The organism is Kitasatospora sp. NPDC051853, from assembly GCF_044452665.1.
In the GTDB taxonomy this organism is placed as follows: domain Bacteria; phylum Actinomycetota; class Actinomycetes; order Streptomycetales; family Streptomycetaceae; genus Kitasatospora.
Map to the genome: position 1 here is coordinate 549662 of NZ_JBITBY010000002.1, position 24075 is coordinate 573736.

The following is a 24075-nucleotide window of genomic DNA, read 5'->3' on the forward strand; positions in this document are numbered from 1 at the left end:
CGGGCTGAGGGGCGCCGGGCCGACGGCCGCTGAGGGAGCGTCAGGCCGGGGCGAAGCGGACGGTGCGGGCGACGGGGTCGGCGAGGGTGAGCCGGACCTTGAGGCGTTCGCCGAGCGGGAGGGCGTCCGGGCCCTCGCAGCGGCCGACCACGGCGGGCTCGCGGAGCTGGACGGTGCCCTTGGCCGGGTGGCGTTCGTCCACGTCGATGACCACGGCGTCGAAGCGTTCGCCTTCGCGGCCGCGCAGCAGCTCGGCCTCGACCAGGTCGACGCAGGCCCGTTCGACCTCCCGGGCCCGGCGGTCGCCGCTCTCCAACAGGGCCGGGAGTTCCAGCAGTTGGTCACGCACCCAGGCCGGGGGCTCGGTACCGCCGGCGATGGCCAGGCAGAGCTCCTGGACGTACCGGTCCCCCAGCCGACGCAGCGGCGCGGTGCAGTGCGCGTACGGCGCGGCCAGCGCGGCGTGCCCCGGGTCGGCCGGGGGCGCGATGCCGCGGGCCGCGTCGAAGGCGTGGTAGCCCGCGCCGCGGAGCAGGCCGGTGCACTCCTTGAGGAAGGCGGCGTGCTCGGCCCGGGCCGGGTCGAGGGAGCGGATCAGGACGGGGTACGGGGTGTCGGGCGGCCAGTCCACGTCCAGCGCCTTGGCGGTGCGGCGCAGCCGTTGGTACGCGGACTCGGGGGCGGCGGGCAGGGTGCGGAGCAGGCCGATGCCGGCGTCCAGCATCAGGTCGGCGGCGGCCATGCCGGTGAGCAGGGAGATCTGGGCGTTCCAGCCGTCGGCCGGACGGGGCGCGCGGTAGGCCAGCCGGTAGCCGCCGTCGGCCGGTTCGACCTCCTGTTCGGGGATCGGGAGGCTGACGCCGCCCCGGTCCGCCTCGCGCTGCTCGCGCAGGCGGCCGATCTCGGCGAGCAGCCGGAGCTGTTCGTCGGCGGTGCCGCGGTCGACGGCCTCCTGCACGCCCTGGTAGTCGAGGCGGCGGCGGGAGCGGACCCGGGCGCGGCGGACGTCGGCGAGCAGCACCACGCCGTCGGCGTCGAGGTCGAGCTGCCAGAGCAGGGCGGGGCGCAGCTCGCCGGGGAGCAGGCTGGCGGCGTCCTCGGAGATCCGGGCGGGGTGGAGCGGGATGCGCAGGTCGGGGAAGTACAGGGTCTGCATCCGGCGGTGGGCCTCGGCGTCCACGGCGCCGCCGGGGCGGACGAAGGCGGGTACGTCGGCGATCGCGTAGTGCACCCGGTAGCCGCTGCCGCGCCGGCTGAGCCCCATCGCCTGGTCGAGGTCGCGGGAGCCGGGCGGGTCGACGGTGAACAGCTCCAGGTCGGTGGCGTCGAGCTCCGGCAGCCGCGGCACCCCGGCCGCCCGTTCCGCCTCCGCGGTGACCTCCGGCGGCCAGCCGTCCGGCAGTTGGAGCCCCTCGCGCAGTCCGGCCAGCTCACGGTTGATCCGCGCGGTGTCGGCGGCCCTGATCCTCAGCTGTTGACGCGGCATGCTCGCAGCGTACGGCGCCACCGACCTGACGGCCCGTCGGACCGGCCCGGGCCATGCCCGCGCGGTGGACGCGTCGGACGGGGTGCACGCACCCCGCCCAGGAGACAGAACCCGGCGTACCGGCGCCGCTCCGCCCGGCTCGTGGGGCGGCCTGCGGGGTGCCGGGCGGAGACTGGTCGGGTGGAGGCGGTGGAGCGGCGCGAGGTCTTCGCCGGGCTGGCCGGGTTGTTGGAGGCCAGGGCGGCGGACCGGGCGCGGAACGGGGCGCTGGTGGAGGCGGCGGACCGTTGGCGGCAGGGCGGGGCGCTGCGGCGGGCGGCCGGCGACCGGGGCGGCGAGGGCGAGGACCTGCGGCGGGCGGCGGAGGCGCTGTGGCTGTGCGGGCGGGGCGAGGAGGCCGGGCGGGCGGGGCGGCGGGCGGCCGGGCTGCTGTCGGGGGCGGCGGCGGCCGGGGCGTACCTGGACCTCGCGGAGGCGGCCGGGGCCGCGCAGGACCCGGTGGCGGTGGCGGCCTGGGCCCGGCGGGCGGTCGCGGCGGACAGGAGGGACGGGAAGGACGGGACGGCCGCCACCCGGGCCCGCTGGCACCTGGCGCTGGCCCGGGTGGTGGCCGGGGGCGAGGGGTGGAAGGGCGTCGAGGAGGGGTGCCGGGAGGCCGGAGACGTGGCGGAGGTGGCCCGGGCGGGGCTGGCGGTCGGGGAGGCCGCTCTGCTGCACCGTGATCCGGCCCGGGCCGGACGGGTGGTCGGACGGACGCTGGCGCACTGCCGAACACATGGCCTGGGGGTGGAACTCCGGCTGGCGGAAGCACAGTTGACGTTCCTTCGGCTGATCGAAGGCCACTGGCGGGAGGCGGCGCGGGCGGCGGACGAGGCGCTGCGGAGGCCCGGGCTGCCGCTGCCCGCCAGGGTGCGGGCGCTCCAGGTCTCGGCCACGGTCCGGGCCAGGTGCGGGGAGCCGGGGGTGTGGGCGCCGTTGGACGAGGCGGTGGCGGCGGCCGATCCGGTGGACCTGCGCCTGCTCGGCCCGGTCCGGGTGGCGCGGGCCGAGGCGGCCTGGCTCGGCGGGGACGAGGAGCGGACGGCGGCGGAGGCCCGGCACGGTCTGGCCATGACCGGCGGCCGCTGCGACCCCTGGCTGTCGGGGGCGCTCGCCGTCTGGGTGCGGCGCAGTGGCGGACGGGTGCCGCCGGTCCGGGCGGCCGGGCCGTTCGCGGCGGAGCTGGCCGGGGACCGGGCCGCCGCGGTGGCCGCCTGGGAGCGGCTCGGCTGCCCGTACGAAGCGGCCCTGGCCGGGCTGGGCGGTGACGCGGAGTCCGTCCGCCGGGCCTTGGCCGCCTTCGAGGCGGCGGGGGCGCGCGCGGCCGCCTTCCGCGCCCGGGCCCGCCTGCGGGCGCTGGGCGCGGAAGGCCCCGGGAACCCGCCGCACACGCCGTGAGGCCGCCGGAGGCGGCGGCCGGGCCGGAAACGACGCCCTGCGGGGTGGTACCGGGCCACGGGCAGCACACGGGCTCCCCTGAGCTGACGGTGGGGCCCACCACTCGGCACGGGGGTGCCCCGCGGGCCCGTACAGTTGCAGGGTCCGCTGCCACAGACTGTTGAAGGGTGTCGCCGTGCTGGTGCTGTTGCCGCCGTCGGAGGGGAAGGCCACTGCGGAGGCCGGGGTGCCGCTGGAGCTGGACGGGCTGTCGCTGCCCGGGCTGACGGCGGGTCGGCGGGCGGTGCTGGACGCGCTGGTGGAGCTCTGCCGGGGGGACGAGGAGACGGCCCGGGAGGTGCTCGGGCTGAGCGAGGGGCTCCGCGGGGAGGTGGCGAAGAACGCCGGGCTGCCGACGGCGGGTGCGCTGCCGGCGGGCGAGGTGTACACGGGGGTGCTGTTCGACGCGCTGGGGCTGGCGAAGCTGGACGAGGCGGCGTACGCACTGGCCGAGCGTTCGCTGCTGGTCTTCTCGGGGCTGTGGGGAGCGGTGCGGATCGGTGACCGGATCCCGCCGTACCGCTGCTCGATGGGCGTGAAGCTGCCGCCGCTGGGGGCGCTCGGGGCGTACTGGCGGCGCGAGATGGCGGAGGTGCTGCCGGAGGCGGCGGCCGAGGGGCTGGTGCTGGACCTGCGCAGTGCGGCGTACGCGGCGGCCTGGAAGCCGGCCGGGGCGGTGGCGGCGCGGACGGCGACCGTGCGGGTGCTCCAGGAGCGCGAGGTGAACGGCGAGCTGAAGCGCTCGGTGGTGAGCCACTTCAACAAGGCCACCAAGGGCCGGATGGTCCGCGACCTGCTGAACGCCGGTCAGGAGCCCGCCTCCCCGGGCGAGTTGGTGGACGCGCTGGGTAGGCTCGGCTACCGGATCGAGGTCCAGGCGGAGGGCACCGCCCGCAAGGCGTGGCAGCTCGACGTGGTGGTCACCGAGATCCACTGACGGCGGACACTGCCCGGAGGGGGAACGGCATGCGGAACACGGTGGTCAGGTGGGCGGTCGCGCTGGTGGCGGCCGCGGCGGTGGTGACGGCCGCCCCGGCGGCCTCCGCCCTGCAGGACGGGAACTTCGAACACCTCTCCGTCATCCAGGGAGGCTGCTCGGCCTGCGCCTGACGGAGCGGTGGGGGCGGGCCGCCCCAGGAGGGCCGGGCCCGCCCCCACCGTCTCAGCGCAGGTGCGAGGTGTCGTTCAGCAGGCGCAGCGACGCGTTGCCGTCCGCGTAGTACTGGACGGCGCAGAGCGAGGCGGCCGAGAGTTCCATCCGGTAGAGCGCGTCCGGCGGGGCGCCCAGGGCCAGCCGGACCAGGGTCTTGATCGGGCTGACGTGGGAGACGACCAGGACGGTCTTGCCGGAGTAGCGGGCCAGGATCTTGTCCCGGGCCGTGCCCACCCGGTGGGTGAGGGTGGTGAAGCTCTCGGTGGAGCCGGTCGGCTTGGCCTTGGCGGAGCCGAGCCAGGCGGTCAGGTCGTCCGGGTACTGCTCCTGGGCCTCGGCGAAGGTGAGGCCCTCCCAGGCGCCGAAGTCCAGCTCGCGCAGGCCGTCCTCGATCCGCACGTCCATCCCGAGCCGGGCCGCGACGGTCTCGGCGGTCTGCCGGGTGCGCAGCATCGGGGAGCTGACGACGGCCTGGACGGTGCCGCGCGCGGCCAGCGCCTCGGCGGCCCGCTCGGCCTGCCAGCGGCCCTTCTCGGAGAGCGCGGGGTCGCTGCCGCCGCTGCCGGAGAAGCGCTTCTCCGGGGTGAGCGGGGTCTCGCCGTGCCGGAGCAGGACGAAGGTGGTCGGCGTGCCGAGGTCGGCGGGGGCGGCCCAGCCGGCCCGCGGGGCGGCGGGCGCGGGCAGCGGCTCGTCCGCGGGGACGGTCGGGCCGGTGACCGGGGCGGTGGCGGACGGGCGGGCCTTGGGCTCCCACTGGCGTCCGGCCTTGCCCGCGTCCATCGCCTCGTTGGCCAGCCGGTCCGCGTCCTTGTTCCGCTCGCGCGGGATCCAGCTGTAGTCGACCTGGGCGCGGGGCAGTACGGTGGCGGCCTCGGCGGCCAGCGGCCGCATGTCGGGGTGCTTGATCTTCCAGCGGCCGGACATCTGCTCGACCACCAGCTTGGAGTCCATCCGGACGTCCACCCGGGCGTCCGGGTCGAGCTCGGCGGCGGCCCGCAGGCCGGCGATCAGACCCTTGTACTCGGCCACGTTGTTGGTGGCGTGCCCGATGTACTCGGCGGCCTCGGCGATGATCTGGCCGGTGTCGCCGTCCCGGACCACCGCGCCGTACCCGGCGGGGCCCGGGTTGCCCCGGGAGCCGCCGTCCGCCTCGACGATGAACCTGCGCCCCGTCACCGGATCAGATGCCCGACTCGCTGGTGCGGACCAGGATGCGGCCGCAGTTCTCGCAGCGGACCACGGCGTCGGCGGCCTCGGCCTTGATGGCGTTCAGGTCGGCCGCGGCGAACTCGACCCGGCAGCCCTCGCAGCGGCGCTGGAACAGGCGGGCCGCGCCGACGCCGCCCTGCTGCTCGCGCAGGCGGGTGTAGAGCTTCAGCAGGTCGGCCGGGATGACCTGGGCGACGGCCTCGCGGTCGCGCCGGACCTTCTCGGCCTCGGCGTCGATCTCGGCGAAGGCGGCGTCCCGGCGGCCCTCGGCCTCGGTGAGCACCACGGTGGAGTGGTCCAGACGGGCCGTCAGCTCGGTGACCCGGGTCTGCGCCGAGTCGAGGCGCTCCATCACCTCGAGGACGACGTCCTCCAGGTCGGACTGACGCTTCGCCAGCGACTCGTTCTCGTGCTGGAGGTTCTCCAGGTCACGCGGGGAGCCGGTGCCGGAGTCCAGGCGCTGCTGGTTGCGGGCGGAGCGGGCGCGGACCTGCTCGACGTCCTGCTCGGCCTTGGTCTGCTCGCGCTCGGTGTCGCCGAGCTGGGCCTGGGCGGCGACCACCAGGTCCTTGAGGGCGGTGTGGTCGGCGGTGGCCCGGTCGATCTCGGCGTGCTCGGGCAGGCTGCGGCGGCGGTGGGCCAGCTGGTCGAGCTTGGAGTCGATGGCCTGGAGGTCGAGCAGGCGGATCTGGTCGGCGGGCGCGGCGTTCACTGCGGGGGCTCCTGTTGGTCTGTCAGCTGGCGGCCGTCGGTGCGGCCAAGGTCTTCGGTGCGGCGCCGGCTCCGGCGGGTGCCGCTCAGCGGGTCGTTCAGCGGGTCATGGGGGCGTGCGCGGTCCACGGGTCGGTGACCAGGTGCGAGACCTTGGTCTCCAGGGTCCAGCCGTGGCCGGCCGCCGCCTCGGCGAGGCCGCGCTCGGCCAGCCGCAGCCAGGGCCACTCGGTGGCCCAGTGCGCGGCGTCCACCAGCGCGACCGGGGCGGCCTCGACCGCCTCGGAGGCCGGGTGGTGCCGCAGGTCGGCGGTGACGTAGGCGTCCACGCCGGCGGCCCGGACCTCGGCGAAGAAGCTGTCGCCGGAGCCGCCGCAGACCGCGACCCGGGTGATCACCCGGTCGCCGTCGCCGGCGACCCGGACCCCGGTGGCGGTGGCCGGCAGCCCGGCCGCCACCCGTGCGGCGAACTCGGTCAGGGTGAGCGGGGGCTCCAGCACGCCGATCCGTCCGGTGCCGCGGCGGCCCTTCGGGTCGGCCGGGTCCGGGATCAGCGGGCCGAGCACCCGCAGGCCGACGGCCTCGGCGAGCGCGTCGGAGACGCCCGGGTCGGCGTGGTCGGCGTTGGTGTGCGCGACGTGCAGGGCGATCCCGGCGCGGATCAGCGAGTGCACCACCCGGCCCTTGAAGCCGGTGGCGGCGACGCTGGTGGTGCCGCGCAGATAGAGGGGATGGTGGGTGACCACCAGGTCCGCACCCCACTCGGCGGCCTCGTCCACCACGGCCTGGACCGGGTCGACGGCGAACAGCACCCGGCGGACCTCGGCCTCCGGGTCACCGCAGACCAGCCCGACGGCGTCCCAGGACTCCGCCCAGCTCGGCGGGTACAGCTCTTCGAGCGCGTTGATGACCTCGGACAGTTTCGGCACCTGTCGAGACTACCGTGCGCGGGCGGTTCCCCCGGCGCGCCCCCGTCCGCCGCCCGGGAGGGGACGGCCCCTCCGACCGGGGCCGGGATGCGGACCGGTGTGCGTCAACCGGCGTGCGGGGGCAGTCGGTGGTGAACGAAGGGGAGCGTGCCGGCCCGGCGCCGGGACCCCGCTGCTCACACCGCCCCGGTCGCACGTATTCGAAAACGATTCGGGATCACCCTTACGAGTGAAGTGACCCGGTCGGCGTTGAGTCCGCCCGTTCCCGAAAGTAACTTCTGTGGTGCGAACGGGAGTTACCCCGACCGGGGGGTCTTCGGGACGCACCGTCGAATTCACGGCGGCGCGGCCGGGGTGATTTCCGGGGCATCCGGAATTGACGGCCAGGGCGATCGGAAGGGGTGTGGAGCAGATGGGGGCGGGCACACCGCTGCGCACGGCCGGGGGGCCGGATCCGCTGGAGGGCGGGCCGGTGGTACCCGGTCCGCTGACGGACGTGGCGCGGTCGGCCTTGGCCGGCACCGGGGCCCGGGGAGGCGGCGGCGACTGGCAGTTGACCGTCGAGGGCCTCTGGTGCACGGCCCGGCCGGCCGCGTCCACCACCCCCGCACAGGGGTGGAAGCTGCACGTCGCGGCGGCCACCGGGGCAGCTGCCGAGGTGCTGGCCGCGGTGGCGGCGGTGCTGGCGAAGGACCCGTGCACGTTCAAGTTCACCGCCGACGTGGAGAAGCTCCACCAGGTGAATTCGCGGAACAGCGACCGCGGCTCCGCCGGGAAATTCCTGACGGTCTATCCGGAGGGCGACGAACAGTTCCTGCGGCTCGCCGCGGAATTGCACCGGGCCACCGCCGGATTCCCCGGCCCGGGAATCCTCTCGGACCGGGCGTACGCCCCCGGCAGCCGGGTGCACTACCGCTACGGCGTCTTCGCCCGCCGGGCCGAACTGGGCAACGACGGCGCGTACCGCTCACTGCTGCACGGGCCGGACGGCAGCGTCACCGAGGACGTCCGCGGAGCGAGCTACCGGCGCCCGCACTGGGCGGTCGACCCCGTCGAGGGGAAGGGATCGACCGCCGCCGCGGGCGGAGCCGCCGGGGCGGCGCAGGGCGGGGCGAAGAAGGGCGGGGGCGTCCTGCTGGGGGGCAGGTACGCGCTGACCGCGGCCGTGCGGCACGGCACCAAGGGCGGCATCTTCCTGGGCCGGGACACCGTCACCGGGGCCGAGGTGATCGTCAAGCAGGCCCGGGCCCACATCGAGGTGGACCGGTCCGGCACCGACGCCCGGGCCGCGCTGCGGCACGAGGCCGCGCTGCTGGAGCGGCTGGCCGGGACGGGGCTGACGCCGCGTCCGCTGGAGCTGGTGGAGCAGGGGGACGCGCTCTACCTGGCCGAGGAGCGGATCACCGGTGTGCCGCTGGGCAGTTGGGTGGCCGGGAAACTGGCGGCCGACGGCACGCCGGACGTGCCCTGGGCCGAGGCCCGGCAGGTCGCGCTCGGGCTGGTCGGGCTGGTCGGCCGGGTGCACCGCGAGGGCCTGGTGCTGCGCGACCTCTCCCCGGGGAACGTGCTGGTGCGGCCGGACGGCACCTTACGCCTGGTCGACCTCGAACTCGCCGCCGAGGCGGGCACGGTGGTCGGCACGGCGGGCACGCCCGGGTACCGGGCGCCCGAGCACGGGCCCGGACTGACCGAGGCGGTGGTCGGCCCGGCGGTGGACGCGTACGCCCTCGGCGGGCTGCTCTTCCTGCTGGCCACCGGCCACGACCCGCTGCTGCCGCCCGGCGAGGGCGGCCTCGACGCCTGGCTCGCGGCCGCCGCGGGGGCCGGGGTGACGGCCCGTCGGCTGGCGCCCGCCGTGCTCGGCCTGCGCGCCGCCGACCCGGCGCAGCGCTGGCCGCTCGACCGGGTGGCCGCCTCGCTCGGCGAGCTCGGTGGGCTCGGTGGGCTCGGTGAGGAGGCCGCACCGGCACTCCCCCGGCCCGCCGTCCACCCGGCCGACCGAGTGCTGGCCGACGGCCTGCGCCGGATCGCCGACACCGCCGACCACGACCGGCCGGACCGCCTCTGGGAGACCGTCCCCGGCGGGCAGTTGACCGACCCGTGCAACGTGCAGCACGGCGCCGCCGGGGTGCTCGCCCTGCTGGCCCGGGCCGCCACCACCCCGGAGGGCGACCTGACGGCCGTCCGCCGGGCCGCCGACTGGATCGAACGGCGGGCGGCCGCCGAGCCCACCGTGCTGCCCGGCCTGCACTTCGGCCGCTCCGGCACCGCCTGGGCCCTGCTCGACGCCGCCGAGGCCCTGGGCGACGCCGCCCTGGCCGGGCGCGCCGCCGAGCTGGCCCGCCGGATCCCGCTGAGCTGGCCCAACCCCGACATCTGCCACGGCGCGGCCGGAGCCGGGATGCTCCAGCTGCGGCTGTACCGGGCGACCGGCGACACCAGCTTCCTGGACCGGGCCGCCGCCTGCGCCACCGCCCTGCTGGCCACCGCCGAGCGCGAGCCGTACGGGACGGTCTGGCCGGTGCCGAAGACCTTCGACTCCAGCCTGGCCGGCATCGTCCACCTCGGCTACGCCCACGGCGTGGCCGGAGTCGGCGCCTTCCTGCTGGCGGCCGCCGAGGCCACCGGGGACGGGGCCGCGCTGGCCGGGGCCATCGAGGCCTTCGGGACGCTGACCGTGACGGCCCGTCAGGGCGGGCACGGCTCCGCCTGGTGGCCGCAGAGCGCGGGGGACCCGCCGCACGTGAAGCTGGCCCACTGGTGCCACGGCTCCTCCGGGGTCGGCAGCTTCCTGGTCCGCTACTGGCGCACCACCGGGGACGGGACGGCGCACCGGCTGGCCCTGGCCGCCGGGCAGGCCGTGCTGGACGCCCGCTGGCACAGCGGGACGAGCGCCTGCCACGGCCTGGCCGGGAACGGCGAGTACCTGCTCGACCTGGCCGAGGCCACCGGCGAGGAGCGGTTCCGCCACGGCGCCGAGGAGCTGGCCGCGCTGATCACCGCCCGCGCGGTGCGGCGCGACGGCCTGCTCGTCCTGCCGGACGAGACCGGCCTCGGCTCGGCGCCCGCGTACGGCACCGGCACCGCCGGCCCGCTGGCCTTCCTGCACCGCCTGCTCCACGGCGGCCCCCGCCTCTGGCTGGACCCGCTCGCGGACACCCCCGCCGCCCTGACCACCCGTCACTGACCGACCACCCGTCCCCCGGAGGAGGTGAGCCCGGATGAACACCGCCACCCGCACCACCGCCCAGGCGCTGCGTCGCCTGAGCTTCACCTTCGCCCCCGACGGCTCCTACGCGGCCTGCCTGGCCGCCGGCGCCGACGGCGGCTGGTACAGCGAGAGCTGGCACCTGCCCGCCACCGGGCCGGCCACCCCGACCGCGCTGCCGCTGCCCGGCTGCCGCTCGGAGAGCCTGCACTCGCAGCTGGTCGCGCTGCCCGACGGCCGGGTGCTGGTCTGCCGCCACGACGCCGACCGGCACGCCCTGCTGCTGCTCGCCCCCGGCCCGGCCGGACAGCCCGTCACCGAGACCGAGCTGGCCGTCCTGCGCCGCCCCGGCCTGCGGCTGCTGCCGCTCCCCGGCGGCCCGACGGGCGGCCAACTGCCCGGCGCGCCGGTCGCGGTGGCACTCGGCACCGACACCCGGCCGGCCACCACGGTCTGGCTGGTCCCCGCCGACGGCACCCCGCCGATCGAGGTGGCCGAGCTGCCCGGGCTGCACGGTGGCGGCGTCTGGCTGGACCGCACCGGGCGGCTGCTGGCCCTCGACCGGGTCCAGCAGGGCCTGGTCCGCACCGTGGTGCTGGACCTCGAACTCGGCCAGGTCACCCCGCTGTTGGAAATCGGCGAGCGGAGCAACGACCGGCTGGCGCTGTACGACCCGGACACCCGCTTCGCCATGGTGCGCAGCGACGCCCCCGGCACCGACCGGCTCGGCTGGGGCGAGCTCGGCGGCCGGCACCCGCTGCGCTTCCCGGAGAGCCTGCACCTGCCCGGCCTCTTCCTGCGCCCGATCGCCCTGGACCCCTCCCCCGGCCCGGACGGCCGGCGGGTGGTGCTCCAGATCGACCACGGCACCACCTCCTCGCTGACCCTCTGGCAGCCCGAGCTCAACCGCCTCACCCCGCTCCCCGTGCCGCCCGGCCGCCTCGGCGCCGTCGGCCACTGGTCGGCGGCGGGGCTGCGGATGCCGTACTCGGCCCCCGACCACCCGGCGGCACTGGCCACCATGGACGTCGACGCGCTGCTCACCTCCGGGCAGCCCGGCACCCCGGCCGCCGCCCCGCTCCCGCTCCGGCTCGCCCCGCTCGGCGCCGAGCGCCCGGCCGCCGCGCCCTGGCAGATCAACCACCCCGGCACGCCCACCGGTTGGCGCCTGGACGGCTCCACCGGCCCCGGCGACGGCGGCCGCTGGCACCCGGCCCAGAGCCTCGAACTGGCCGGCCCCGCCGGGCCCGTCGAGGCCGTGGTCTACGGCGGCGACGCCTGGCTGAGCGCCCCGCACCTGGTGCTCGCCCTGCACGGCGGCCCGGCCGACGCCTGGCGGCTGGAGTTCGACCCGGCCCTGCAGCGGATGGCCGCCGAGGGCCTGGCCGTGCTCGCCCCCAACCAGCGCGGCTCCACCGGCTACGGCACCGAGCACGCGATGGCCATCCGCGGCGCCTGGGGCGGCCCCGACCTGGCCGACGTCCTGCACCTGCTGGACGGCATCGCCGGGCAGCGCGCCGCCCTCGGCCTGGAGCCGCCCGCCCTCTTCGGGGTCAGCTACGGCGCCTTCCTGGCGCTGCTGGCCGCCGCCCACGCCCCGGACGGACAGGTCGCCCGCTGCGCGGTGGTCGCCCCGTTCCTGTCCGGCGCCCGCCTGCTGGCCGAGGCCTCCGCCCCGGTCCGCGCCCTCACCACCCGCCTCGGCGGCGGCGACCCGGTCGACGACCGGCTCGGCCCCCGGGACGTGCTCCAGCTGGCGCACCGCCTGACGGCCCCGCTGCTGATCGTGCACGGCGACCGGGACGAGGTGGTGCCGGTCGGTCAGTCCCGCACCCTGCGGCACGAGTTGCTGCGGATCGGGCGGGCCGAAGGCGCCGACTTCCGCTACGTGGAGGCGGCCGGGGCCGGGCACGAGGTGCTGGTCGAGGAGGGCGCGGCCGTCCTGCACGAACTGCTGGCCGGCTTCCTGCGCACCGGCCGGCCCACCTAGAGATTTCCCGGGCCCGACGGGTCCGGGGGAGCGCCGTCCGCACCGTGCGGACGGCGGATCGTGACAAGGGGAGGAACCCACCATGGAGAACTTCGAGACCGACCTGGCCGCCCTGCAGGAGCTGCCGGAGACCGAGGCCGTCGAGCTCGGCGGGCACGGCGGCGGCTGCCAGTTCACCTGTCTGATCCTGACCTGCCTGATCTTCACCGTCAGCTAGCAGGTCCTCGGCCGGGGCCGTGCCGCACCCACCCGGGGGGAGCGGCACGGCCCCGGCGCCTTTCCTTGGACAGCGGAAGTGGTCACTCCAGGGGCGCGGGGCTCTGCTGATCTGCGGCTCCGCCGCGCGGGCGCGAGTCTGGAAGACGCCCCAGCACTTGGCGGACGTGGTCACACCGGGGGCGCGGGGAACTGCGCGAATCGGAAGGCGGACCACCGCCAGGTCGGGGCAGGCGAGCCGGTTGCACGTGCTGCCATCCCCCTGCGCGCAGTTCCCCGCGCCCCCGGTGTGACCACTTTCGCCAGCCGCGCCGGTTCTGCCGTTCCCCGCGCCCCGAAGTTGCCAATGTGGAGGTCAGCGTGCGGAGTTGGGCGATAGCCCTGGTGGTGGCCGTGCCGGTGGAGGCCGGGGCGACGTTGGCGCTGCCCGGGGTGGTGGGGCGGGCGGTCGACGGGGGGTCGGTGTGGGGGCCCGGGGTGGTGCTGGGGGTCGGGGCGGTGGCCGGGGTGGTGGCCACGGCGGCCGGGCCCGCGGTGGCCGCCGGGGCGACGGTGGCGCTGCGCAGGAGACTGCTGCACCGCGTCCTGGCCAGGGGCCCCGTCCCCGACGGCCACCCCGCGGGTGACCTGACGGCCCGTCTGGTCGGGGCCGCCGCCGACGCGGGCGGCGCCCTGCCGTCCCGCGTCACCGCCGTCACGGCCCTGCTCACCTCCCTCGGCGCGATCCTCGGCCTCGGGCTGCTCTCCCCCTGGCTCGCGGCGGCCTTCTTCGCCGGCGTCGTCCCCGGCGTCGTGCTGATCCGCCTCTTCCTCCGCGACGCCACCGAGGCGTTCACCCGCTACCAGGAGACCCAGTCCGAGCTGGCCGCCCGGATGACCGGGGCCCTGGCCGGTCTGCGCTCGATCCACGCCGCCGGGGCCGGCCACACCGAGACCGAACGCGTGCTGCGTCCGCTCCCCCGGCTCGCCGAGGCGGGCCATGCCCTCTGGGAGGCCCAGCGCCGGACGGTCTGGCAGGCCACGCTGCTGGTCGCCCTGGTGGAGCTCGCCGTGCTGGGCACGGCCGGCCTGCTGCTCTCCCGCGGCGCCCTCGCCCCGGGCGACCTCGCCGCGGCGGCCGGCTGGGCCGCCCTCGGTCTCGGCCTCTTCGAGCAGGTCGAGGCGCTGGCCGGGATCGCCCACGCCAAGTCCGGCCACGACCGGCTCGCCGAACTCCTCAGCCTGCCCACCCCTCCCCCCGGCACCCGCGAACTCCCGGAAGGGAGCGGCGAGTTGTCCCTCATCGGCGTCACCGTGAACGACGCCGAGGGCTTCCCCCTGCTCGGTCCGCTCGACCTCACCGTGCCGGGCGGCCGGACGGTGGCGCTGGTCGGCCGCTCCGGCTCCGGCAAGACACTGCTGGCCGCCGTGGCCGGGGGGCTGCGCGCACCGGACTCCGGGCTGGTGCTGGTGGACGGCGTGCCGCTGGCCGAACTCACCACCGACCAGCGCCGCCGGGCCGTCGGCTACGCCTTCGAACGCCCCGTCCTGGTCGGCGCGACCGTGGGCGAGGCCCTGGAGGGCGCGGGCGCCGAGGAGACCGGGGCCGCCCTGGCGGACGGCTTCCTCGCCCGGCTCCCGCACGGCGCGGACACCCCGCTCGCGGAACTCCGGCTCTCCGGAGGCGAGGTGCAGCGCCTGGGGCTGGCTCGGCTGCTCGCCCAGCGACCCCGGGCGGTGATCCTGGACGACGCCACCTCCAGCCTGGACCTGGCCACCGAGCACCAGGTGACCACCGCCCTGGCCCGGGCGACCCGCGGCCGCACCCGGCTGGTGGTGGCCCACCGGCCGCAGGCCGCCGCCCGGGCCGACCTGGTCGCCTGGCTGGACAACGGCCGCCTGCGCGCCCTGGCCCCGCACTCCACCCTGATCACCGACCCCGACTACCGCTCCACCCTCGCCGGGGCCCCGACCGACCCGGCCACCGCACCAGTACCGGCACCGTCGTCCGCACCGCCGCCCGTCCCCGCGCCCCGCCCCGCCCCGTGACACCCGCCGACCCCCACCGACCCCCACCGGAGGCACCGATGACCCCGCGCCCCGGCGCCGCCCTGCTCCGGGCCCACCTGGCCACCTGCCGCCCCGCCGTGGTCCGGGTGCTGGCCTGGTCCGCCGGCGAGGCACTGCCCGCACTGCTCTCCGGACTGCTGCTGGCCGCCGCCGTGGACCGCGGCTTCCTGGCCGGGCGCCCCGGGGTCGGCTGCGCCTGGCTGGCCGGCTTCGGTGCGGCCGTCGCCGTCCGGGCGTACGCGGCACGGGCGGCGCTGCCGTACGTGGCCGCCGTGGTGGAGCCGCTGCGGGACGTGCTGGTGCACCGGGTGGTGGGCGGTGCGCTGAGCCGCACCGAGCCGTCGGGGGACGGGCCCGCCGAGGTGGCCCGACTGACCGAACAGGTGGAGTCCGCACGGCAGTTGACCGCCGCCCTGCTGCGCACCCTGCGCGGGGTGGGGATCACCGTACCGGCGGCGGTGATCGGCCTGACGGTGCTGGCTCCCGCCACCCTGCCGCTGGTGCTGCCGCCACTGCTGCTCGGCGGGCTGCTCTTCGCCCGGCTGCTGGGGCCGCTGGTGGCCCGTCAGCGGGCGGTGGTGCTGGCCGACGAGCGGGTGGCGGCCGAGGCCGGGGCGGCGTTCGCCGGGGTGCGGGACATCACCGCGAGCGGGGCCCTGCCCCGGGTGGAGCGGGCGGTCGGCGAGGCGGTGGAGACGCAGGGCGCGGCGGTCCGCGCGCTCGGCCGGGCGGCCGCGCTGCGCACCCTGAGCGTGGCGCTGGCCGGCCGGGCCCCCGTCCTGCTGGTGGTGCTGGCGGCCCCCTGGATGCTGCGCCACGGACACCTGACGCTCGGTCAGCTCATCGGTGTGGCCGCCTACTTGCTCCAGCAGCTGGAACCGGCGGTGCGCAGCCTGGCCGGCATGGTGGGCAGTTGGCTGCTGGAACTCGTCGTCGTCCTCGACCGCCTGGCCGCCCTCCCCGCCGCGCCGCACGCCGCTCCCCCCGGCGCCACCCGCCCCGCGCCCGCCGCCTCGCCCGTCTCGCCCCCGCCCGCGCCCGCGCCCGCTCCGACCCCCGTGCCGCTCACCGTCCGCGCCCTCCGGCACACCCAAGGGGCGGCCGCCGAGCCGCTGTTCACCTCCCTGGACCTCGACCTCGGGCCCGAGGAGCACCTGGCCGTGGTCGGCCCGAGCGGCGCGGGCAAGTCCACTCTGGCCGCACTGCTCGCCGGGCTACTGCCGCCGCAGCAGGGCACCGTCACCCTGGGCGCCGCGACCGCCCCGCACACGCTGCCCGGCCCCGAACGGGCCCGTCTGGTGGCCCTGTTGCCCCAGGAGGCCTACCTCTTCGCCGGCACCGTCGGGGAGAACCTGCGCTGGCTGCGCCCGGACGCGACGGACGCCGAGATCACCGCCGCGGCGGCCGAGGTGGGCGCCACCGAGCTGCTGCACCGGCTCGGCGGGCTCCCGGCCGGGCTGCCGGACCCGGCCGTGCTCTCCGCCGGTGAGCGCCAACTGCTGGCCCTGGTCCGGACGTACCTCTCCCCCGCGCCGCTGGTGGTGCTGGACGAGGCCACCTGCCACCTGGACGCGACGGCCGAGGCGGTGGCCGAGGCGGCGTTCTCCCGGCGGCCGGGCGCCCTGGTGGTGATCGCGCACCGGATCGGCTCCGCACTGCGGGCCGACCGGGTGCTGCTGCTGGACTCCGGGCGCGCCCTGACGGCCCGCCACGGTGACCTGCAGGTGCTGTCGCCGCTCTACCGGGAGCTGGTCGGCCACTGGCTCGGGTCCGCCGCACGGCCGCCCCTGAGCGGGGCGATCGTGCCCGGCCCGTGATCGTCCCGGCGGGTGCCCGTCGGATCCGCTGGATAGGGTGGCCCACGTACTCCGGCTCGGGCAGAGCCGGGACCCTCGCACGGAAGAACGAACGCATGTCCGAGAACCGCACCGACACCAGCGACCACGAGAGCACCGGGCCCGGCGCCGACAAGGCCCCGTCCGAGACCGCGCACGGCCGCCACCGGGGCGGCACCGCCGCCGACGACCACGCCGACGCCAACCCGCACGGCCGCCACCGCCGCTGACCGGGCAGGTCAGGGGCCGACCGGCCCGCAGCACCTCCGACGGCCCGCCGTCCGCACCCGTACGGGACGGACGGCGGGCCGTCGGCGTCTCACTGGAGGGGCGCGCCGCCGGTCTTGACCTTGGTGCAGCCGCCCTCGTCGGCCTGGTGCACCTTCACCTCGGTGGGCACCGCCGTCGGCACCGGCGCGCCGGACGCCGCCGCCCCGCCGGGCCGGTAGTCGGCCCCGAGGGTGACCACGACCCCGCTGCCGGTGCCGCCCGCCACCACCGCGGACTCGGGCAGGCCGAGCACCGCCGCCACCGCCCGGGCCGCGTCCCGCTGGTCGGCACGCGCGTACTTGACGGTGCTGGTGGCCACGTTCTTCGGTGCCCCGCTGCCCGGCACCGCCTTGTACTTGAGCTTGGCCAGGGTCTCCGCCGTGGCGGTGGCCAGGCCCCCCTCCCCGGTGCCGTTGAACACGGTGACGCCGACGGTCGCCGGATTCACCGTCGGCGCGGGCGGTGCGCTCGGGGACGGCGGTGCGCTCGGGGAGGGCTGCGGCGAGGCCCCGTGGTCCTCGCCGCCGCTGAGCGGCCTGTCGGCCCGGATCAGCGCGAAGAGCTGGTTGGAGCCGGGCTGGTCCAGCCGGTTCTTGGAGCGGAAGTCCGGGTTGGGGTGGTCGTTGGTGAAGGAGGTGGGCGGCTGGACGAAGTCCACCTCGGCCGGCTTGACGTCCTTGAGCTCGGTGGCGAGCGAGACCAGCTTGGTGGTGCCCGCGATGTTGTCGGAGACGGTCAGCGCCTTGGTCGCCGCCTCGACCACCCCGAAGGCGGTGGCGGGGTTCAGCAGGGTGCCCTTGTCGGTGAGCTTGCGCAGCAGCGAGGACAGGTAGGCGCGCTGCATCGAGAACCGGCCGATCGCGGTGCCGTCCCCGACGGTGTGCCGGGTGCGGACGAACTGGAGCCCCTGCTCGCCCGAGAGCTTGTACGGCCCGGCCGGGATGTCGAGGTGCGAGTCGGGGTCGTTCACCGGACTGCACAGGTTGACCTCGACGCCGTCCACGGCGTCGGTCAGGTCCTTGACGGCCTGGAAGTTGACGACCAGCCAGGAGTCGACCTTGAGGCCGGTGACCGCCTCGACGGTGTCCTTCACGCAGCCCGGCCCGCCCCGGCCCATCGCGGCGTTGAGCGGCCAGCCGGTCCGCGCCGGTTCCGTCCTGCCGTCCTTGCCGACGCACTTGGGCTGGTCGACCAGCGAGTCCCGGGGCAGGTCCAGCGCGACGGCCGCCTTCCGGTCCGGGTAGACGTGCAGCAGGATGTTGACGTCGTTGTTCCCCAGGCCGGTGTTGCCCCGGTCGCCGTAGCCGCCGCCGAGGCCCTTGCGGCTGTCGGTGCCGATCACCAGGACGTTCATCGCCACCCGGCCCTGCGCGTCGGCCTGGCCGGGCGGCGGCGCGGCGTTGCCGGCGCCCAGCTGGTCGGACCGGATGTTGGAGTCCAGGTGCCGCAGGTAGAGGAAGGCGCCCCCGCCCGCGGCCAGCACCAACGCCCCGGTGGTCACCAGCACGGGCACCAGCACCCGGCGGCGGCCCTTCTTCTTCCGGCGGCGTCCGCTGCTCGCCGCCGCCCGGCGTGCGGCGGCGCGGCCCTCCGGCTTCGGCTCGGCAATGGTCATGGCAACAGACACGCACCGGCGGCCTGATTGGTAACGCCGTCGTCCGAAAAACACCGCCGACGTGACGAAGGCCACGCGCGGGCGCCGCCGCCGGAAGCCGTTCAGTCCAGGGTGATGACCGTGCGGAGGGCCTCGCCGCTGCGCATCTGACGGATCGCCTCGTTCACCCCGTCCAGGCCGAGCCGGTGGGTGATCATCCCGGCCAGGTCCAGCCGGCCGGCCCGCCAGAGGTCAACGGCCCGGGCGGCGGTGCGCCGCACGTCGCCGCCGCCGTACATGGAGGGCAGCAGACGCTTCTCGTTGAAGAACAGTTCACCCATGCTGAACTGCACCAGGTCCTCCCGGGCCCCGGCCCCGATCACCACCACCGCACCGCCCCGCCGGGTGGCGTCGTAGGCGGCCCGCACGGTCGCCCCGCGGCCGACCGCCTCGAAGACGTAGTCGAAGCCGCCCGCCTCCTGGCCCTTGGCCGCCGCCTTGAGCCCCTCGGGGGCGATCGCCTCGGTGGCGCCGAAGCCGAGCGCCCGCTCGCGCCGGGACTCCACCGGGTCGACCACGGTGATCCGGGCCGCCCCGCAGATCCGGGCGCCCTGGACGGCGGCCACGCCGACCCCGCCGGCGCCGATCACCGCGACCGAACTGCCGGGCTCCACCCGGGCGGTGTTCACCGCCGCGCCGAGCCCGGTGGTGACCCCGCAGCCGATCAGCGCGGCCTGCTCGTACGGCATGTCGGCCGGCACCTGGATGACGCTGTCGGCGGTGACCACCAGCTCCTGGGCGAAGGTGCCGGTGCTGTAGAAGCCGGAGACCTCGGTGCCGTCGGCCAGCGCGAAGCCGGGGGTGCCGAGCCGCCGCAGGCTGGTGACGCACAGGTGCCCCTGGCCCCGGCGGCAGTGCGGGCAACTGCCGCAGGGCGGCATCCAGCAGAGCACCACCCGGTCGCCGACCGCGACGCCCGTCACGCCCTCGCCGACCTCGACCACGTCGCCCGCGCCCTCGTGCCCGGGCACGAACGGGGCCGGCTGCGGCAGCACCCCGCTCATCGCGGAGAGGTCGGAGTGGCACAGGCTGGTGGCCCGCAGCCGGACCCGGACCTTGCCCGGGCCGAAGCCGACCGCCTCGACGTCCTCGCGGACCTCCAGCTTGTCCTGGCCGGTCTCGTGCAGGATCGCTGCGCGCATGGGGCTCGCTCCCGGGGTTCGCCTGTGGGTGGTGAGGGTGGTGGCAGCAGCCTACGACCGCCGCGATCTAGAACAAGTTCCAGAAATCGGCTCCCAGGTATACCCCATCCCCCGACCCGTCGGTAGACCCCGACTACCCTCCAGTAGGGTTCGCACCGGCAGACCCGCACCGCACCCAGGGAGCAGCACCATGACGGACCTCCGCCCGGCCCCCGCTCCCGAGGTGCTCGCCTCCTTCGAGGCCGCGACCGGCTTCATGCCGGTGGACGAGGGCCTCGCGCTGTACGCCGCCGCCGTCGAGGCGGCCCGGGCCACCGGGCGACCGGTGCTGGAGATCGGCACCTACTGCGGCCGCTCCGCGATCCTGCTGGCCGACGCCGCCCGGACCGCCGGCACCGTCGCACTCACCGTCGACCACCACCGGGGCTCGGAGGAGCAGCAGCCCGGCTGGGAGTACCACGACACCTCGCTGGTCGACCCCGAGGTCGGCCGGATGGACACCCTGCCGGCCTTCCGCCGCACCCTCTTCCACGCGGGCCTGGAGGAGCACGTGGTCGCCCTGGTCGGCCGTTCGCCGCAGATCGCCGCGCTCTGGTCCACCCCGCTGGCCCTGGTCTTCATCGACGGTGGCCACACCGACGAGCACGCCACCGCCGACTACCTGGGCTGGGCCCCGCACCTGGCCGACGGCGGCCTGCTCGTCATCCACGACGTCTTCCCCGACCCCGCGGACGGCGGGCAGGCCCCGTACCGGGTCTACCTGCGCGCCCTGGCGGACGGCTTCGAGGAGCTCTCCGTCACCGGCTCCCTCCGCGTCCTGCGCCGCCGCACCGCCTGACACGCCACCCGGTAGGCCGCCTGACGCGCCGTCCGCGGACCCTCCGTCAGACCGTCACCGCGGCGGCCGCGCGCAGCGCCCCGGCCGCCCCGCCGACCAGCGGGTCACCGTGGCCGAACAGCACGGTGTCGCTGTCCAGCGCGGCCAGCCGGTGGAAGGACTCCACCGCGCGGGCCCGGTCGGTGTTGAAGACGCCGAGCATGGTCAGGCCGTTCACGTTGGCCACCGAGTCGCCGGTGAACAGCACCCTCGGCTCCGGCAGCCAGAGCGCCAGCGAACCGTCGGTGTGCCCGGGCGCGGCCACCACCACCGCCCCGCCCGCGAAGTCGAGCCCGTCCCCGTCCGCCACCTCGCGGTCCACCCGGCAGGGCGGGGCCGACGGCAGCTTCGGCAGCGACTCCCAGATCGGCAGCTCGAACTCCTCCAGCACCGGCGGCGGGCCCGGCACCTCGCCCCGGATCACCGGCGCCTCCAGCCGGTGCGCCACCACCTCCGCCCCGTGCCGCCCGGCCAGCTCGGCGGCCGAACCGCTGTGGTCCTCGTGGAAGTGCGTCAGCACGATCCTGCGCAGCCGCCCCCCGTTCAGTGCCTCCTCGATCTCCCCGGCCCGGTCCGCCGACCCGGTGTCCACCAGCGTCAACTCCCCGCCGTCGTCCCACAGATACGCGGCCCCGACCTCGAACCTCAGCATCCGCAGCCGCGGCACCACCTCGATGATCTCCATACCCGGCCCGACGCCCGGCCGCCGCACCGCGTTCCCGCGTTCGCCCTGGGCTCAGCCCGCCGTCTCCACCGTCAGCCGGCCGCCGGTCAACTCCAGCCGGAAGACGGCCGGTTCGGGGTACCGACGGGCGGCCATCCGCCACGGGCCGTCCCCTTCGAGGGGTGGCAGGGCCAGGTTGACGAGTGCCGCATCGGGACGGGACTCCTCGGCGGCGCTCCAACTCACGAACCGGACCTGGCCGTCCGGCCCCGACGGCCCGTCGGAATCCGACGGCCCGTCAGGCCCGTCGGGCTCGTCGGCCGGACAACGGGCCTCCCACTCCTCGTACACCCGCCGCATCCCGGCCTCGGAGCCGGCCGCCGCCAGCAGCCCCCGGCCCGCGCCCGCCAACAGCCGGCAGATCTCCGACACCGCCACCCGACCGACCCGGTGCGCGTACCGGACCGAGCGGAGCTCCAGCATCGCCGTGTGGAGCACGGACGCCACCTGGTACGCCGCCGCGCCGAGTTCCGGCTCCCCGCCCCGGGCCGGCCTGGGCCGGTCCGGGTCCAGCGGCGGCACCACGGCGTCGGCCCGCCGGCCGGCCGCGGAGTCGTGCCAGTGGACGTCCTCGACCCGCACCTCGGCCGCAGCCGCGCGGATCAGCCCGCCCGTCCCCAGACGGACCGTCACCCCCGCGTCGTCGCAGCCGAACTCGGCGCCCGAGCGGTCGGCGCCGGCGAAACGGGCCTCGGCCACGCCCTCGAACTCGACCAGCCACCGGGCCGCCTCCCGTGCGCCGGGGGCGGCGAAGCGCCGACCGACGGTGAGGTCGAGCGTCCCGGAGACCGCATCCCGCCCGGCACGCTCCACCCACAGGCGCCGCACCTCGGCCACCGCCGGGTCGTAGTCGGCGGTCAGTTCGGCGAGCGTCTCCGGGCTGAGCGCCGACAAGCCCGGCTGAACCCGGGCGACGTAGTTGCGGTACGGCAGCGGCTGCCACCCCGGCGGCAACTCCCCGACCCAGCCCCCGCCCAGCTGCTCCAGCACCCAGGCCCGCTTCGCCGGGCCCCTGACCACCAGCTCCGCCAGCACCGCCCGGGCCCGCTCCTCCCGCTCGGCCGGGGTGGCGGCGGAGACGGCCCGGACCAGCGGGACGGTGAAGTTGTCCCAGATGTCCGACAGCATGACGATCCGTCCGCGGTCGTACGTCCTGCCGTCCGCCGCGGCCTCCGCGATCTGCCCGATCGAACGGTCCAGCAGCCCCGTCAGGGAAGCGAGTGCGCTCCCCCGTGCGTCCTCGTGGTCCATCCCGGGATGATCGCACGGGTGAACGAGCCTCGAAGATCGTTGTCGTCCTGCGGGCACGATCGGGGATGCTCTAACGTCATCCCGAATGCCGAGTGGACCGGGTGCCCCGCGTTGGTGCGCCCGAGAACTGCCGGTACCGTGTCGCCGAACGGACGGACGACGCGAACCCAGGACGCACCACTTCCACAGCGGGGGCGAGGCCAGGCATGACCGAGCAGGACAGCACCGCGCCGGCGGTCTGGGACCCGACCGCCCGGGGCGGCGCCGGCGGGTGGATCCGCCCCTCGCCCGCCCAGGCGGCCCCGCAACCCCAGCAGGCGCAGCAGCCCGCACCCCCGCAGGTGCCCCTCGGCAAGCCCGGCGCCCCGGCCGCCCCGGCCTTCCCGGGGGCTCCCACCGCCCCGGCCGCACCCGGGCAGCGGCCGCCGGACGACGGCCCCAGCACCGCGATCTTCCAGCTGGCCGCCCCGGCCCCGACGCCCCCGGGCGGCCCGGCCGCTCCCGGGCAGCCGCCGCTGACGGCCCCTCAGCCGGGCCACCCCCAGGCCCCCGCCGCCCCGGGCGGCTACGGCCACCCCGCCCAGAGCCCGCCCCCGCCCGGCGCGGTCGGCGACCAGGGCCCGCCGGTCGGCGCCCGCCCGTACCTCCCGCAGCCCGGCCCCGGCACCCCGCCGCAGGCCACCGGCGCGGGCTACGGCTTCCCCCCCACCGCCCCCGGCGCACCCGGCGGCTACGGTTACCCCGCCCAGCCCGCCCCCGGCGCACCCGCCGCCCCGGGCGCCCCCGGCGGCTACGGCTTCCCCCAGGCCGCGGCCCCCGCTCCCGCTCCCGCGCAGGGCGCCCCGGCCGGCTTCCCCCCGGCGGCCCAGGCCGCCCAGACCCCGCCGCCCGGCTTCCCCCAGGCACCCCAACCCGCGCCCGCCGCACCGCAGTTCGGCACCCCGCAGGCCCCCGCCCAGCAGCAGCCCAGCGGCTACGGCTTCCCGCAGGCCGCGGCGGCCCCCGGCGGCTTCCCCCCGGCCGCCCAGCCCCACGCCCAGCAGCCGGGCGGTTTCCCCCCGGCCGCCGGAGCAGGTGCCCCCGCCCCGGGCCAGTTCCCGGCGTTCCCCCAGCACCCGCAGCAGCAGCCGCAGTTCCCGCCCCGCTTCCAGGAGTACGACTACGAGGACCTCCCCGAGGAGCGTCCGCGCCGCCGCGTGCCGCTGCTCGCCGCGATCGGCGTGGTGCTGGTGATCGTGCTCGGCGTCGGTGTGGCCTGGGCGGTCCGCAACTCCGGCGACGAGGGCGGCGGCACCGCCAAGTCCCCCTCCGGCAGTGCCACCGCGCCCCAGCCCGCTCCGGCGCAGACCCCGGACGGTTCCGGGCCGAGCCCGACCGCCCCCACCACCACCGAGCCGTCGCCCTCGCCGTCCCCGTCCACCACCGGCGGCCCGCAGGCCGCCGCCCAGGCCAAGGCGCTGAACGACCTGCTGGCCCGCGGCGAGGGGGCGAAGGCGCCGATCGGCAACGCGGTGGCCAAGGTCAACAGCTGCCCCGGCAAGCCGGAGATCGACGCGGCGGTGCAGGTCTTCGAGACCGGAGCCGCCCAGCGCGACCAGCTGGTGGCCGACCTGGCGAAGCTCCAGTTCACCGACCTGCCCGGCGGGCCCGAGGCGGCCGGGCTGCTGAGGACCGCCTGGCAGACCTCCGGCGACATCGACCGGGCCTACGCGGCCTGGGCCAAGACCGTCGGCAGCCAGGGCTGCGTCAACAACGCCGCCCCCAACACCGGAGACCGCAAGCGGGCCAACGAGCTCAACCCTCAGGCGACCCAGGCGAAGAAGGACTTCGTGGCGAAGTGGAACGGCTTCGCCAACACCTTCGGTCTGACGCCGCGCACCTGGGACAGGATCTGA

The 24075-nt window shown here is 76.9% G+C and carries 19 protein-coding genes; 11 read left to right on the forward strand and 8 right to left on the reverse strand.

Translation table 11 applies throughout. From position 1 onward, the window contains the following. Positions 1-40: 40 nt before the first annotated feature. Complete coding sequence (locus tag ACIA8O_RS07145; protein WP_396292550.1) at positions 41-1486, reverse strand: RNB domain-containing ribonuclease; 1446 nt, start codon at positions 1484-1486, stop codon at positions 41-43. Between the two features lie 180 nt (positions 1487-1666). Between ACIA8O_RS07145 and ACIA8O_RS07150 the strand changes: the two genes are divergently transcribed. The 3 genes from ACIA8O_RS07150 (at position 1667) to ACIA8O_RS07160 (ending at position 4072) form a co-directional block, all read left to right on the forward strand. Further along, positions 1667-2923: a hypothetical protein gene (locus tag ACIA8O_RS07150; protein WP_396292551.1), complete on the forward strand. Its 1257-nt coding sequence runs from the start codon at positions 1667-1669 to the stop codon at positions 2921-2923. 175 nt (positions 2924-3098) lie between these two features. Further along, positions 3099-3899 carry a peroxide stress protein YaaA gene (gene yaaA / locus ACIA8O_RS07155; RefSeq protein ID WP_396292552.1) on the forward strand — a complete coding sequence of 267 codons (801 nt, stop codon included), beginning with the start codon at positions 3099-3101 and terminating at the stop codon, positions 3897-3899. 29 nt (positions 3900-3928) lie between these two features. Next, a complete protein-coding gene (locus ACIA8O_RS07160; RefSeq protein WP_396292553.1) occupies positions 3929-4072 on the forward strand; it encodes a hypothetical protein in 144 nt (47 codons plus the stop codon). A 52-nt stretch (positions 4073-4124) separates the two neighbouring features. Here ACIA8O_RS07160 and ACIA8O_RS07165 read toward each other — a convergent pair whose 3' ends face one another. From ACIA8O_RS07165 to ACIA8O_RS07175, 3 genes are all read right to left on the reverse strand, one after another. Further along, positions 4125-5291: a bifunctional RNase H/acid phosphatase gene (locus tag ACIA8O_RS07165; protein ID WP_396292554.1), complete on the reverse strand. Its 1167-nt coding sequence runs from the start codon at positions 5289-5291 to the stop codon at positions 4125-4127. A gap of 4 nt (positions 5292-5295) precedes the next feature. Then, complete coding sequence (locus tag ACIA8O_RS07170; RefSeq protein ID WP_396292555.1) at positions 5296-6036, reverse strand: zinc ribbon domain-containing protein; 741 nt, start codon at positions 6034-6036, stop codon at positions 5296-5298. A 97-nt stretch (positions 6037-6133) separates the two neighbouring features. Then, positions 6134-6964 (reverse strand): Nif3-like dinuclear metal center hexameric protein, encoded by an 831-nt coding sequence (locus ACIA8O_RS07175; RefSeq protein ID WP_396292556.1) that lies wholly within the window; start codon positions 6962-6964, stop codon positions 6134-6136. A 412-nt stretch (positions 6965-7376) separates the two neighbouring features. On the opposite strand from ACIA8O_RS07175, the gene lanL reads away from it, so the two are divergent. From lanL to ACIA8O_RS07205, 6 genes are all read left to right on the forward strand, one after another. After that, complete coding sequence (lanL, locus tag ACIA8O_RS07180; protein WP_396292557.1) at positions 7377-10151, forward strand: class IV lanthionine synthetase LanL; 2775 nt, start codon at positions 7377-7379, stop codon at positions 10149-10151. A gap of 34 nt (positions 10152-10185) precedes the next feature. Further along, complete coding sequence (locus tag ACIA8O_RS07185; RefSeq protein WP_396292558.1) at positions 10186-12162, forward strand: alpha/beta hydrolase family protein; 1977 nt, start codon at positions 10186-10188, stop codon at positions 12160-12162. Positions 12163-12244: 82 nt separating this feature from the next. Then, entirely contained in the window at positions 12245-12379 is a 135-nt protein-coding gene (locus ACIA8O_RS07190) for a VenA family class IV lanthipeptide (RefSeq protein WP_345289080.1), read from the forward strand. A 359-nt stretch (positions 12380-12738) separates the two neighbouring features. Further along, positions 12739-14406, forward strand: coding sequence for an ATP-binding cassette domain-containing protein (locus ACIA8O_RS07195; protein ID WP_396292559.1), 1668 nt, complete (start codon positions 12739-12741; stop codon positions 14404-14406). Between the two features lie 38 nt (positions 14407-14444). Further along, a complete protein-coding gene (locus ACIA8O_RS07200) occupies positions 14445-16244 on the forward strand; it encodes an ATP-binding cassette domain-containing protein (protein ID WP_396292560.1) in 1800 nt (599 codons plus the stop codon). A gap of 95 nt (positions 16245-16339) precedes the next feature. Then, on the forward strand, positions 16340-16492 hold the full coding sequence (locus ACIA8O_RS07205; RefSeq protein ID WP_396292561.1) for a hypothetical protein: 153 nt from the start codon (positions 16340-16342) through the stop codon (positions 16490-16492). A gap of 89 nt (positions 16493-16581) precedes the next feature. Here ACIA8O_RS07205 and ACIA8O_RS07210 read toward each other — a convergent pair whose 3' ends face one another. After that, positions 16582-18147 carry an LCP family protein gene (locus tag ACIA8O_RS07210; RefSeq protein WP_396292562.1) on the reverse strand — a complete coding sequence of 522 codons (1566 nt, stop codon included), beginning with the start codon at positions 18145-18147 and terminating at the stop codon, positions 16582-16584. A gap of 101 nt (positions 18148-18248) precedes the next feature. Then, the gene (locus ACIA8O_RS07215) at positions 18249-19328 is read right to left on the reverse strand and encodes an alcohol dehydrogenase catalytic domain-containing protein (RefSeq protein WP_396292563.1); all 1080 of its coding nucleotides are present in this window, start codon (positions 19326-19328) and stop codon (positions 18249-18251) included. A 190-nt stretch (positions 19329-19518) separates the two neighbouring features. Between ACIA8O_RS07215 and ACIA8O_RS07220 the strand changes: the two genes are divergently transcribed. Further along, the gene (locus tag ACIA8O_RS07220) at positions 19519-20166 is read left to right on the forward strand and encodes a class I SAM-dependent methyltransferase (RefSeq protein WP_396292564.1); all 648 of its coding nucleotides are present in this window, start codon (positions 19519-19521) and stop codon (positions 20164-20166) included. Positions 20167-20212: 46 nt separating this feature from the next. Here ACIA8O_RS07220 and ACIA8O_RS07225 read toward each other — a convergent pair whose 3' ends face one another. Together ACIA8O_RS07225 and ACIA8O_RS07230 are read right to left on the reverse strand one after the other, a co-directional pair. Further along, entirely contained in the window at positions 20213-20890 is a 678-nt protein-coding gene (locus ACIA8O_RS07225) for an MBL fold metallo-hydrolase (protein WP_396292565.1), read from the reverse strand. A gap of 51 nt (positions 20891-20941) precedes the next feature. Then, positions 20942-22180, reverse strand: coding sequence for a hypothetical protein (locus ACIA8O_RS07230; protein ID WP_396292566.1), 1239 nt, complete (start codon positions 22178-22180; stop codon positions 20942-20944). Positions 22181-22386: 206 nt separating this feature from the next. Here ACIA8O_RS07230 and ACIA8O_RS07235 point away from each other — a divergent pair, with 206 nt between their 5' ends. Continuing rightward, entirely contained in the window at positions 22387-24075 is a 1689-nt protein-coding gene (locus tag ACIA8O_RS07235) for a hypothetical protein (protein ID WP_396292567.1), read from the forward strand.